The following is a 12,850-nucleotide window of genomic DNA, read 5'->3' on the forward strand; positions in this document are numbered from 1 at the left end:
GGGGCGTTATGGATATTGTCGGAACCGCCATACGAAAACCCGTTGCTGTCCTGGTTGGTGTCATTCTGGTGACCATGTTCGGCGTGGTCGCATTGTTAAGCCTGCCGTATCAATTGTCGCCGGACGTCACCGAACCCGTCATCACCGTGACGACCTCCTGGACCGGAGCTACGCCCTATGAAATGGAGCGTGATGTCATTGAAGAGCAGGAAAAGGTGCTCAAAGGCATTCCTGGTCTGACCAAGATGGAGAGTTCCAACTATAACTCCTTGTCTGAATTGACGCTCAAATTCGAGATCGGGACCGAAATCGATCGTGCGCTTTTGCGTGTGTCCAACAAACTCGATGAAGTTCCGGATTATCCTGATGACGTTGATCGACCGATTATTTCTGCCACGGGTGCGTCCACCTCGCCCGTGATCTGGATGTTGCTCAAGGGATTGCCCGGCAACGATGCGGACGTCACGACATACATGACATTTTTTGAGAATGAGATTCGGCAGTATATCGAACGTGTGCCCGGTGTGGCTGATCTGTTCATGGGCGGTGGTCGTGAAGACGAAATGCATATCGTCGTGGACCCGACCAAGTTGGCTTCGTATAACTTGACGGTCACGGAACTCATGACTGTGTTGCAGAAGGAAAATGTGTCTGTGGCCGCCGGAACACTCGGGGTCGGACGGCGCGATTTCCGTATCCGCACACCAGCCGAATTCAAATCCATTGATGATATCAAATCCGTTGTCATTACTTCTTCCGGGCAGTTTCGTGTGACGCTCGGAGACGTTGCCACGGTGTCCCGAGGCAATGAAAAGCCGGTCACGGTCATGTTGCAACGGCATGCTTCCGGTATTGCCGTTGGCGTCAAGCCCGAACCCGGAACGAATATTCTGGACATGACCAATGCGGTGGAAGCAGTTGTTCAGGACTTGAACGCGAACGTGTTGGCCGAAAAAGATATTGTTCTCGATTGGGTCTATGACCAGCGGCCATACATTGAAGGTGCCATTGATCTGGTGCAGCGGAATATTCTCATCGGATCTGCGATGGCCATTCTGGTCTTGTTCATTTACCTGCAATCGTTCAGTTCCACGATTATCGTGGCTGTGTCCATTCCCGTGTCCATCATTGGTGCATTCATCATGTTTGCTGCGGCGGGACGTAGTCTGAATATTGTCTCCATGGCCGGAATCTCTTTTGCCGTCGGGATGCTCGTGGACAACGCCATTGTTGTTCTTGAAAATATCGACCGACACCGACATATGGGCAAAACAGCTTTCAGGGCGGCCTATGATGGTGCCAGTGAAGTCTGGGGCGCGGTTTTGGCCTCGACATTGACCACGGTTGCTGTCTTCCTTCCCGTTGTTTTCATGGAGCAGGAAGCCGGACAGTTGTTCAAGGATATCGCCATTGCCGTGACCTGCGCCATCGTGCTGTCACTCTTTGTCTCTGTGTTGGTCATTCCCATGTTGGCCAATCGGTTTTATGCCATTGCCGAAAAGAAGAAGGCCAAAAACAGTGGCGGGCCGCGAAAGCCTGCTGGCCTATCCATTGCCAAGCGTGTGCTTGCTCCGTTGACCAAGTTTGGAAGTCTGGGGGCGGGTTTCATCACCATGCTGTTGCGCTTGTCCCTCAAAAATTGGGTCAGTCGGCTTGTAACAGTCGTTGGTTTGACCATGGTCTCAGTGCTGATCGTGTGGACCATGTTCCCGAAGATGGAATATCTGCCGCAGGGCAACCGGAACTTTATCTTGTCCATTTTGATTCCACCGCCAGGTCTTTCCTATGAGGAACGAGCCGAGATTGGTTCCTACATCTTTGAAGAGGTGGAGCCGCATTTCGACAAACGTATCGGGGATGTCCCGGGTATCGAAAGTCTGTTCTTCGTGTCGCATCCCACGATCCACCTTTTTGGAGCCATTTCTAACGAGGAGCAGAATGCCGCCCAATTGATCCCGTATTTCATGCGGTTGATCAACTCGATTCCCGGCATGTTCGGGGTTGCCCTGCAAGCTTCGATCTTCGAGCAGGGGCTTGGTGAAGGACGGGTTATCAATGTCGATTTCTCCGGTGACGATCTGGAACAGCTTGTGGCCGCTGCCGGGACTATGTTTGGCATGACTTCCAAAGCCATTCAAGGTGCCCAGATTCGACCGATTCCTTCGTTGGAATTGCTCTATCCCGAGGTTCGTTTTCATCCGTATCGGGATCGGGTGCGTGCCGCTGGCCTGACCGCCTCTGATCTGGGCATGGCTGTGGACGTGATTCTCGATGGACGAAAAATTGGTGATTACAAGGAAGAGGGCAAAAAAAAGATTGATCTGATTCTCAAAGCGGCCAGTAAAGATGTCAGGACACCCGAAGAACTCTATTCCCAATTGGTGGCGACACCAAAGGGCTGGGCGGTCCCGCTTTCATCACTCGCATCCATGGAAAATACCTATGGTGTAAACCAGATTCGACATCTCGAACGACGGCGGACCATCACCCTCCAGGTGACGCCGCCGCCGGATATGCCGTTGCAGTCGGCCATGGAACTTATTCAGGAAAAGCTTCTTCCTGCCGTTGAAAAGACCGGTGTCATGCACGGCGTGCAGGCCAAGTTATCCGGTGCGGCCGATAAGCTCACCGTGACCCGTGATGCCTTGCAGTGGAACTTCATTCTCGCAATCATCATCACGTATCTGCTCATGGCTGCCTTGTTCGAGAACTTTATTTATCCGTTTATCATCCTGTTTACGGTGCCGCTTGCCGGGGCCGGCGGATTCCTCGGATTGTGGTTGGAGAACATTCTCATCGGTCCACAGGCCCTTGATATTCTGACCATGCTCGGATTTGTCATTCTCATTGGTGTTGTTGTCAACAACGCCATTCTCATCGTGCACCAGTCGCTTAACAATATTCGTGAGCACGGTATGGAGCACAAAGAAGCTGTCATCGAAGCCACGCGAACTCGATTGCGGCCAATCTACATGTCCGCGACAACCTCGATTTTTGGTATGCTTCCGCTTGCCGTGGCCCCCGGGCCTGGTTCGGAGCTTTATCGAGGACTTGGGTCCGTCGTACTCGGCGGATTGGCTTTGTCCACGGTCTTTACCGTGTTCGTCATTCCCGCATTGCTCATGTTTGTGATCGGAATGGAAGAAGTCGGCAGCAGAAAAGGAATGGAATAATCAGGTGCCTTCGGCAGGACCCTTCGGGGATTTTGCCGGAGGTCCATTTCATGGAGACCAGGACGCCGTCCTGGACCTGCCAAAGGCCGAGGGCCTTTGGAATCCCATGTCGCCTGTCGGCGAGGGGTGCACGAATGCGTGAGGCTGGGCCATGGAATGGCCGCGACAAAAAAGCGCGGGAGACTTTCTTTGATCGGAAAGTTCTCCCGCGCTTTTTTGCCGCGGCCGGTTGCCGACGTTGCCTGTTTTGGAAGTCGAACGCACAGGAAATGATGGCAGCGTGTTGAGAGATGAATTCATGAAGAGTTCTTTTTAATGGTCCCGTCCTTTTTCGCAAAGTATATATGAAAAGTTTGGAGGCAATGTAGAAAGTACTTATCGGTGGTCTTTTTCGGCAGGACCCTTCGGGGAATGCTGCCAAAGGCCTATTTCATGGAGATCAGGACGCCGTCCTGGACCTGCCAAAGGCCGAGGGCCTTTGGAATCCCATGTCGCCTGTCGGCGAGGGGTGCACGAATGCGTGAGGTTGGGCCATGGAATGGCCGCGACAAAAAAGCGCGGGAGACTTTCTTTGATCGGAAAGTTCTCCCGCGCTTTTTTGTCGCGGCCGGTTGCCGACGCTGCCTGTTTTGGAAGTCGAGCGCACAGGAAATGATGGCAGCGTGTTGGGGAATTCATTCAAGAAGAGCCTCTTTATTGACTATCCCTTGCGCGAAGCGCACCCAAAAAGTTTAGGAAAAGAGAGGGATTGGGGGTCTGGGGGAAAGGGGGAGAAAGAACCCTTTTCAAAGGGTTTTTCTCCCCCTTTCCCCCAGCCGCCGGAGGCATCTTCCCTTCCTGTCCCTCCCTTTCCCCTAGCGACTTGCTCGGGTGGGGTTTTCGAGGACTCTTTCGACGGCGATACGGATTTTCGAATTGATTTCGAAATCGGATAATCGGTTGGAGAGAACAATGGAACCTGACTGAGCGTATCCGGCGGGAATGAGATTGAGCGTGAGCGCGTAGATATCCTGGATATCGAGATCTTCGAAAATGAAATCCTGATAATAGTCATTGAGCAGTTGCGGAATGAGTTCAGCGACGCGTTTTTCGTTCCGATTGACGATTTTCGAAACATCGACATTGTGTATGTATACTGGTTCTTGCTGCATGATCGATCCTATGGACAAAAGTGAAATACCTGTTTGGGATGAGCATACCCATGTTTTTGGGGTGGTGCAATCGTGAGCTGAGAGAGCGGCCAGTCGTTGATTTGTGCAGCGAAAAGAGGTGGGGGGGGGCGATGGAGCGGAGAGGAAAGTGGAAAGAGGGTGAGTCGGGAGTAGCTGCGGGGTAAATAAAAGATCGGGACATGGTGGCATGTCCCGATCGAGGATTGAGCGTGTGGTGATGCGGAGATGAACTATTCGAACTCTTTCAGATAGCGTTCGAGCCGATTCATGGCTTCCTTGATGTTGTCCATCGAGGTCGCATAGGAGAACCGGATGTACCCTTCCGCTCCTTCGCCGAAATCGATTCCGGGTGTGACGCCGATTTTCGCTTTTTCGAGAATGTCGTAGGCGAGTTTGAGGGAACTGCCGCCGAATTTTGCGGCCAGATGGCGCATGTTGACCAGGACGTAGAACGCGCCGGTGGGGATGTTCTTGATGGTGAATCCCATGGCGGTGAGTCGGTCGAGAATGTACAGACGGCGTTTGTCGTAGGTCGCTTTCATGCGTTCGACATCGTCACCGGCTTCCTTGAGCGCGGCTAGACCTCCCCATTGCGCCATGCTGTTGGCGGAGATGAAGAAGTTTTGACAGGCGGTTTGCAGCGTGCGCATGAACTGGGGCGGGGCGATGAGATATCCCAGTCGCCAGCCGGTCATGGCATAGAGCTTTGAAAATCCGTTCAGGACAAACGCTCGGTCGGAGAATTCGAGAATTGAATGCCCGGTTTCTCCGTAGACCAGCCCTTGGTAAATTTCGTCGGACACGATCCAGAGTCCGTATTCTTCGGCCAACGCCGCAATGGCCTGCATCCGCTCCTTTGAAAGGAGGGTGCCTGTGGGATTCGCGGGTGAATTGATGAGGATCGCTTTGATGTTGTCGTTGGCCTCAAGCGCCTTGCGAATGGCGGACACGCGGTATTGGAAACCGTCGTCTTCGGAGACCGTGATCTTGATTTGTTCGGCACCGGCAAAGGTGATGAAATTGTCGTAACACGCGTAGCATGGATCGCTGGTGATGATCTGGTCTCCGGGTTCGAGCAGGGTGGAGAACAGGGTCAGCATCGCCGGGCTGGTGCCCTGCGTCACGATGATGTTCGCGGGATCGATGGTGACATTGTAGTGTTTCGCGTGATCTTCGCAGATGGCCTCTCGGAGTTCGAGGAGACCGAGTGAGTGGGTGTAGTGCGTCTGGCTGTTTTCGAGAGCCTTGCAGGAAGCGCGTTTGACACAGTCGGGTGTGTCAAAATCGGGTTCGCCCACTTCCATGTGAATGATGGATTCGCCATTGCGCTCCATGGCCTGGGCAGCCTCAAGGATTTCCATGACCAGAAAAGGGGTCAGGTCGCAACAGCGTTTTGAAATGCTCATGTGATTTTTCCGCCTGTTAAAAGGAAACCCCCGCCCCTGCCGTATTCAGCAAGAAGCGGGGGCAATTATTTAATGAATGTGTCGTTCTTTACGCAACGTCCACAAGCTCAATGTCGAATATGAGTGTTTGTCCCGCCAAGGGGTGGTTGCCGTCCAATGTGACGAGTTCCTCGTCAAACGAGGTGACGCGAACATACGCTGGCTGATCGTCTTCGGTGCGAATTTCCAGCATGATGCCTTCTTCCAACTCGACGTTGGGGGGCATTTGGTCCTTGCGGACCTGGAAGACCAGCTCCTCATTGGGATTGCCGTAGCCTTCTTCCGGGGGAATCTCCACGGTCATGGTGTCACCGACGTTTTTGCCAATGACGGCTTTTTCGAAACCGGCGATGACCATGCCCTCGCCGAGTTTGAACTCAAGAGGCTCGCGGCCTTCACTGGAATCAAATTGGCTTCCATCAGCTTTGAGTGTGCCGGTGTAGTGGACTTTGATAGTGCTGCCTTTTTGGGCTGCCATAGTGTCTCCTGCGTGTTGTGTGGTCCCGAAAGAGTACGGGATTTTTTTTCTATATAATGTTTTTGTCTAGAAGTCGAAATTCATGACTTGACGAACTTCTGCCATGGTTTGCTGTGCGTAGGCGCGGGCTTTTTCGTTGCCGGCGTACAAAATTTCCTGAACCATCGCGTCAGTACAGGCTGCGCGGCGTTCGTGCAAGGGCGTCAGAAATTCTTCCATGGATTTCATGAGCAGTTTCTTGCAGTCCACACATCCCCATGAGGCGTTTCGGCAGCCTTCCTGAATCTCGGGCAGCTTGGCCGGGTCGGTCATGAGTTCGTGGTACGGGTACAGGTTGCAGATATTCGGATCGCCCGGATCGGACTTGCGAAGCCGGTTCTCATCGGTCTTCATGCCGCGCAGTTTTGGCATGATTTCGTCAATCGGCTCTGAGAGCATGATCGAGTTGCCGTAACTTTTGGACATCTTGCGACCATCGAGACCGGGCAATTTGCATTCCTTGGTGAGCATGTCCGCCGGTTCCGGGAAAAGGTCAGTCTTGTTCAAATGATTGAAACGACGGGCGATTTCGCGGGTCAGCTCCAGGTGTGGCAACTGATCCTTGCCCACGGGCACGGCGCACGGCTTGTACATGAGAATGTCTGCGGTCATGAGCACGGGGTAGCCGAGAAAACCGAAGGTGTTCAATTCCTTTTGGGCCAATTCGGTTTTCTGTTCTTTGTATGTGGGACACCGTTCCAGCCAGCCAAGCGGGGTGGTCATGCCCAGAAGCAGGTTGAGTTCCGCGTGTTCCTTGACCATGGACTGCTGGAAAATACTACATTTTTCCGGGTCCAGGCCTGCGGCGACCCAGTCTTTGACCAGGCCGGGAACAAAACCTTTGGTTCTGGTGGGATCGGCGTATTCGCTGGTCAGGGCGTGCCAGTCAGCGACAAAGTAATAACAGTCATATTCTTCCTGGAGTTTGACCCAGTTGGCGATAACGCCGAAATAGTGACCAAGATGAAGGGGACCGGTGGGTCTCATGCCGGAAACGATGCGTTTTCTTTCGCTCATGATGAATTTGCTAGTGTCTAAAGGGTTACATGGGGATGCCGAGCAGGCTGGCCATGAAATGAACCACGGGCAGGATCAGCTCGCCAACCAGTGAAAAACCGGTGAAGCGCCCCAACAGGATGATGCCAATGAGGATGACGAAGCCATAGCGGCTCAGCGACATGAACGTATAGGCTGCTTTCGGAGGGAGAAAGTACGCGACAACGTTGCTGCCGTCCAGCGGCGGAATGGGCAGCAGGTTGAAAACGCCGAGAATGAGATTGACGAAGACGCCGTAGTACGCCACGGCATAGAATGCGCTCCGTCCATCAAGGTTGAAGGCAACCATGATATGAAATGCTAGGGCAAAGAGCGCGGCCAGCAGAAAATTGACGCCGGGTCCGGCCATGGCCGTGAGCATCATGCCTTGCCGGGGTTTGGCGAAATATCCGGCATTGACGGGAACGGGACGCGCCCACCCGAATTGGACAAAGAAAAAGGCCAGTGTTCCAATGGGGTCCAGATGCTTGAGCGGATTGAGTGTCAAACGCCCTTGGGATTTGGCCGTGGGATCACCGAGCAAATACGCCACGAATCCATGGGCTACCTCATGGCAAACCAATGCGATAAGCAGGCCCGGAGCCATGATGAGATAGAGCTGGATGTCTTGTGCGGTAATATCAAACATGCGATGCGGCTACCATGTATGGGGGCATAACGGCAAGAGGAATGTCTCGTCACGGGACCAGAATTCAGGGGTGTTGTCCAGAGAAAGCACCCACCGTCAAATTTCGGGAGGGTGCTTTCATTGGAGAAAGGCTGGTCATACGATTCGCGTTACATGCCGGACTTGTTCAGGGCCATGCGGACCTTGTCCTTGAGTTCTGAGAGGTCAACAGATTTGACGACATAATAATCGGCTGCAATGGATTTGAGGTCATGCTGGAAAGAATCGTATGCCGTTGAAAGAATGACTGGAATTTGCAGATCCTTGGTTCTGATTTCCTGCAAAAGATCAAGCCCGGAACGGCTGACACCGAGTTTGATATCCAGAATGACGATGGTCGGGTTTTCTCGTGTCATGACATCGAGGATATCCTCTTCACCATCTGAGGTGGCGACCGTATATCCTTCTGCTTCGAGTTCCTCCCGATAGAGCATACGGATATGTTTTTCATCATCGACAACGAGAATCTTCGGTTGGCTCATGAAATCCTCCTTGGGATCATTCCCTTATGGGTAATATACGCGAATCTTCGCTTTTGGGTCAACAAAGGTTTCGTGTTTTCATCCAGATTCTAACATATCGTCGCGTTTTGTCGATGGTGGTGAATATTTCCGTCTTTTTCCCACAGAGACACGAGGGTTGAACAGGATCTGCTTCCCCTGTAGTGTCCGGACACGCCGCTGGCCATCAAAGCGACTGGCGGAAAAAAAGGAGAAGTTGATGATTACAGTGAATCTTGAACCGGACGGAGAGCAGATCGAGATGCACAATACGCGCTCGGTCATTGCTGTGCTGAATACATTGAAGCTCCGTTCAACCATGGTCATCGTCGTGCGCGACGGTGAATTGCTCACAGCGGATCGGATGTTGAAAAATGGCGATACGCTGATGGTTCGTAAAGTAACGTCCGCAGGATAAGGGAGGATACACCATGAAATGTATTCGTTGTAAAAAGACCGCCTGTGTCGCGTTGCCCAGTCACCATTCCGGATTTTGCAAGGACTGTTTCCCGCTTTTTTTCACCAAACAGGTGGAAACAGCCATTCGTCGGGAAAAGATGTTTACCCATGACGAACGAATTCTTGTGGCCTTGTCCGGCGGCAAGGATTCGTTGGCCCTGATGCTCGAATTGAAATTGCAAGGCTATGATGTCACGGGGTTGCATATCGATCTTGGCATTCCAAAATCTTCGGAAAAGGCCCGGAAGAAAGTCGAGGATTTTTGCTCGTTGCATGATTTGAATCTGCGCGTGTTTGAAATGGAAAAATGGGGATTGCCCATTCCGGATATCAAGCAATACGTCAAACGGCCCGTGTGCTCGGTGTGCGGCAAGATGAAACGGCATCATTTCAATCGTATTGCTGTTGAAGAGGGCTTTGATGTCCTGGCCACCGGCCACAATCTGGATGATGAAGTGGCTCGTCTTTTTGCCAATACCTTGCGGTGGGATACCGCGTATCTGTCCGATCAGGGACCGGTGTTGCCCGCCAGCGATGGTTTTGTGCGCAAGGTCAAGCCGTTGTTCCGATTGAGTGAATTCGAGACCGCCAATTACGCTTTTCTCAAGGGGATCGAAATTCATTCCGATCCGTGTCCGTATGCGTCGGGTGCGAGTTTTACCAATCATAAGGAAATGTGGGGAGAACTGGAATATCGAAGCCCAGGCCAGAAATTCCAGTTCTATCAATCCTTTCTCAAGAAAGGAAAGCCCGCTTTTGCCAATCTGGAAAAAGAGGTCGGCGTGGAATTGCATCCCTGTGAGGAATGTGGGTCGCCCACCAGTGCCGGAGTGTGTTCGGTCTGTCGCATTCGTGCGGCGGTTCAGGCGAGCAAGGTGGAAGCAGGCGTCGCATAATCATGTCCATCCCAGCGATATCCGTCACCATGCCCTGCTACAATTGCGGGGAGACCGTGAGCACGGCTCTTGAGAGCCTGCTGCGGCAGACCATGACGGATTTCGAAGTGGTGACCGTGGATGACGGCAGTACTGATTCAACAGCGGGAATCCTGGCGGACTATGCGCGTCGGGATTCCCGTATTCGGATTGTGACCATTCCCCATGGTGGGGTGATTGCTGCGGCCAATGCGGGTATTGAGGCGGCTCGTGGTCGATATATCGCTCGGATGGATGCGGATGATGAATCCTTGCCGGATCGATTGGCTGCCCAGTCTCGATTTCTCGATGCGAACCCGGATGTCGGGCTGGTCGGGTGTCGAATCCAGTTTGGCGGGTGTCGGGAAACGTGTGCCGGGTACGCGCACTATGTGGATTGGACCAATACCGTGCTTTCGCATGACGCGATCAGTGTGCATCGATTCGTCGAATTTCCGGTACCCAACCCATCCATCATGTACCGGCGGGAGTGTATTGCTCGACACGGCATGTACCGCGAGGGTGATTTCCCGGAAGATTATGAGTTGTTTCTTCGGTGGCTGGAAGCGGGCGTTCGCATGGCGAAGGTGGATGCGGAGTTGCTGGTTTGGAATGATCCTCCGACTCGATTGTCCCGGACCCATCCTCGATATGATGTGGATGCGTTTTATCGGATCAAGACAACGTATTTGGCCCGGTGGCTGGCTCGAAACAATCCTTTGCATCCGGTGGTGCATATCTTGGGGTCCGGGCGTGTGACGCGCAAACGGGCCGATCTGTTGCTCAATCATGGTATGGAATTCGCGGCGTATTATGATATTGATCCCCGCAAGATTGGGCATGTGGTGAACGGGGTGCCGGTGATCGATCGGCATGATGTCCCGGAAGCGGGCACCGCTTTTTGTCTGTCCTATGTAGGCAGTCGCGGGGCGCGTGAGGATATCGCCGATTTTCTGCAAGGGCGGGGGTATGTCTTGGGACGGGATTTCATACCTGTGGCTTAATGTTTTCTTCTCTTGATGAATCTGGCATGGTTCCTCCATGACTGATACGAATATTCTCCAAAGTGTGTCTGATTTTAAGCCGAGAAGGCCGTGGCTGGCTGGACTATCGTCATTTATCGTGACGGGTCTTGGTCAGGTCTATAATGGACAGTGGAAAAAAGGGATTGGTTTTCTGCTGGCCGAGTTGGTTTTTTCTTTGGGCATGATGTGGTTCATGGCCGATTTCGTGTCCATGCTGCTCTGTCTTGCTATTGTCCTCGGGTATAAATTTTTTGTGGCTGGTGAAGCCTATGTTTCTGCACAATCCATGCAGGAATATACACCGGGTAAGGGCAATCGGTGGTGGGTCTATGGTCTGTTCATGGTGGTGAACATTGTCTTGGGAATTTTATTGCAACTGTGCCTTTCCCAACCGTACAAGACATATACCGCTGCATCCGGTTCAATGATTCCGGCCTTGTATGAAGGGGATTATTTCATGGCAGAGAATCTGGAGGAGGGCGATGCGCTACGACGGGGGGATGTCGTCATCTTTTCGTATCCAAAAGATGAAAATATCACGTTTATCAAGCGCGTCATCGGGCTTCCGGGGGAGACGCTGGACATTCGGCGGCAACAGGTTTTTATCGACGGGCAACGGCTGGAAGAATCGTATGCGCGTCATACCAAGGACAGTCGGTTGCCGCAGCGGGATGTGTTGCAGCCTGTCACGCTTGGAGCGGATGAGTATTTCGTCATGGGTGACAACCGTGAAGAAAGTTATGACTCTCGGTGGTGGGGAGCGGTCAAACGGGACAAGATTCTCGCCCGGGCCAGATATGTCTATCTCCCGAGTGATAAGGCACCTGAGTCATGGATTGACCGGCTCGGTTTGGACGTTCGTTAGCCTACCAGAATTCCGGGGCGGCGAGCAGTCCGTCGGATTGATTGATGATGAGCGGATGGACTTCGTCGATGCCCAAGGCGTCCATATATCCTAAAACAAGAATCAGATTGGTCAATCGGGTGTCGGCAAAGTCGCTGTCGAACGCCGCGTCCTGTTTGTTGGTCCAATGGGTGAGGGCTGTGGCAACATCGTCTCTGGTAAAGACGGTGTCGCGTTTGCCGATGAGTTCGGGAATGCCGTAATAGTGGACACCGCCAATACCCGCTACCAACATGTTTGAATGTCGCAATCGAGATATGATAAGCGGTGGAACGGATGTGGTCGCGTGGGTCTTGATGTGTGCGAGGGCCAATTGGACCTCTTTGGCATTGACCGGATTGGGCGTTGAGACCATGGAAATATCTTTACCCTGAATGGTGCCGATGACGACATTCTTGAAAGATACTGAGGCCATGGGGTCCAGATAGAAAAGCAGTTCGCCTCTCAGGTGGCGGGTCGTCATTTGCATACTGCCACCGCCGATATCCCAGACCAGCAGTCCTTGTGCAGATGATCCTAGAACCTGTTGGACCGCGTGATAGCTCAACATGGCCGCCTGTTGTTCGGAGACGATGCGACAGGGAATGCCGGTTTCTTGTTTGATACGGACAAAGTAGGCCCGCCCATTGTTGGCCGATCGAAAAATGGCACCGCCAGCCGCCGAATAGTCCTGGACATCCAGATCCGCAGCCACGCGTTTGATTGTTTTCAGTGCCGCGATTCCTTCATCCATGATCTCTTGACTGAGGTTGCCGTCGTAGGACCGGGCCATGTCTTCTGCAAAATCCACTTTTTGTGTGACGGTTTCGATAATTTCCACAATGTCGCCCGTGGAGGAATCCACGTCGGCAATGGTACATTTGATGACGGCGGAACCGATGTCGAATGCGGCGCGGCGTTGTACAGACGTGCGATCAGTATGGCCGGGGGTGACCCAGATCAGACCACAAAGGACGCTTGTCAACACGGCAAAACGCAGTGAAAATCGCATATATCTCCCATTCGACATTTTTTCAAT

At 52.8% G+C, this 12,850-nt stretch carries 12 protein-coding genes; 5 read left to right on the top strand and 7 right to left on the bottom strand.

Annotated features, from left to right (window positions below):
• The first annotated feature begins 8 nt into the window (after positions 1-8).
• Complete coding sequence (locus GO013_RS08780; RefSeq protein WP_163810227.1) at positions 9-3,173, top strand: efflux RND transporter permease subunit; 3,165 nt, start codon at positions 9-11, stop codon at positions 3,171-3,173.
• A gap of 854 nt (positions 3,174-4,027) precedes the next feature.
• Here the strand turns inward: GO013_RS08780 and GO013_RS08785 are convergent.
• The 6 genes from GO013_RS08785 to GO013_RS08810 all read right to left on the bottom strand — a co-directional run bounded on the left by GO013_RS08785 (position 4,028) and on the right by GO013_RS08810 (position 8,512).
• Positions 4,028-4,324 (bottom strand): late competence development ComFB family protein, encoded by a 297-nt coding sequence (locus GO013_RS08785; RefSeq protein ID WP_163810229.1) that lies wholly within the window; start codon positions 4,322-4,324, stop codon positions 4,028-4,030.
• Positions 4,325-4,575: 251 nt separating this feature from the next.
• On the bottom strand, positions 4,576-5,751 hold the full coding sequence (locus GO013_RS08790) for a pyridoxal phosphate-dependent aminotransferase (RefSeq protein WP_163810230.1): 1,176 nt from the start codon (positions 5,749-5,751) through the stop codon (positions 4,576-4,578).
• Positions 5,752-5,839: 88 nt separating this feature from the next.
• Entirely contained in the window at positions 5,840-6,268 is a 429-nt protein-coding gene (locus GO013_RS08795; RefSeq protein WP_163810232.1) for a peptidylprolyl isomerase, read from the bottom strand.
• 66 nt (positions 6,269-6,334) lie between these two features.
• Entirely contained in the window at positions 6,335-7,324 is a 990-nt protein-coding gene (gene trpS / locus GO013_RS08800; protein ID WP_163810233.1) for a tryptophan--tRNA ligase, read from the bottom strand.
• Positions 7,325-7,349: 25 nt separating this feature from the next.
• The gene (locus tag GO013_RS08805; protein WP_163810235.1) at positions 7,350-7,991 is read right to left on the bottom strand and encodes a site-2 protease family protein; all 642 of its coding nucleotides are present in this window, start codon (positions 7,989-7,991) and stop codon (positions 7,350-7,352) included.
• Between the two features lie 149 nt (positions 7,992-8,140).
• Complete coding sequence (locus tag GO013_RS08810) at positions 8,141-8,512, bottom strand: response regulator (RefSeq protein ID WP_163810237.1); 372 nt, start codon at positions 8,510-8,512, stop codon at positions 8,141-8,143.
• 238 nt (positions 8,513-8,750) lie between these two features.
• Between GO013_RS08810 and GO013_RS08815 the strand changes: the two genes are divergently transcribed.
• From GO013_RS08815 to lepB, 4 genes are read left to right on the top strand one after another with little or no spacing between them, the layout of a single operon-like run.
• Positions 8,751-8,948, top strand: a complete 198-nt coding sequence (locus tag GO013_RS08815; RefSeq protein ID WP_163810239.1) for a MoaD/ThiS family protein — start codon at positions 8,751-8,753, stop codon at positions 8,946-8,948.
• A gap of 13 nt (positions 8,949-8,961) precedes the next feature.
• Positions 8,962-9,885: a TIGR00269 family protein gene (locus GO013_RS08820; protein ID WP_163810241.1), complete on the top strand. Its 924-nt coding sequence runs from the start codon at positions 8,962-8,964 to the stop codon at positions 9,883-9,885.
• Positions 9,886-9,887: 2 nt separating this feature from the next.
• Positions 9,888-10,907, top strand: coding sequence for a glycosyltransferase family 2 protein (locus GO013_RS08825; RefSeq protein ID WP_163810244.1), 1,020 nt, complete (start codon positions 9,888-9,890; stop codon positions 10,905-10,907).
• A 37-nt stretch (positions 10,908-10,944) separates the two neighbouring features.
• Complete coding sequence (gene lepB / locus GO013_RS08830) at positions 10,945-11,793, top strand: signal peptidase I (protein ID WP_163810246.1); 849 nt, start codon at positions 10,945-10,947, stop codon at positions 11,791-11,793.
• Position 11,794: 1 nt separating this feature from the next.
• Here lepB and GO013_RS08835 read toward each other — a convergent pair whose 3' ends face one another.
• Positions 11,795-12,823, bottom strand: a complete 1,029-nt coding sequence (locus GO013_RS08835) for a hypothetical protein (RefSeq protein ID WP_163810248.1) — start codon at positions 12,821-12,823, stop codon at positions 11,795-11,797.
• Positions 12,824-12,850 lie beyond the last annotated feature (27 nt).

It is taken from the genome of Pseudodesulfovibrio sp. JC047, assembly GCF_010468615.1.
Taxonomy (GTDB): Bacteria; Desulfobacterota; Desulfovibrionia; order Desulfovibrionales; family Desulfovibrionaceae; genus Pseudodesulfovibrio.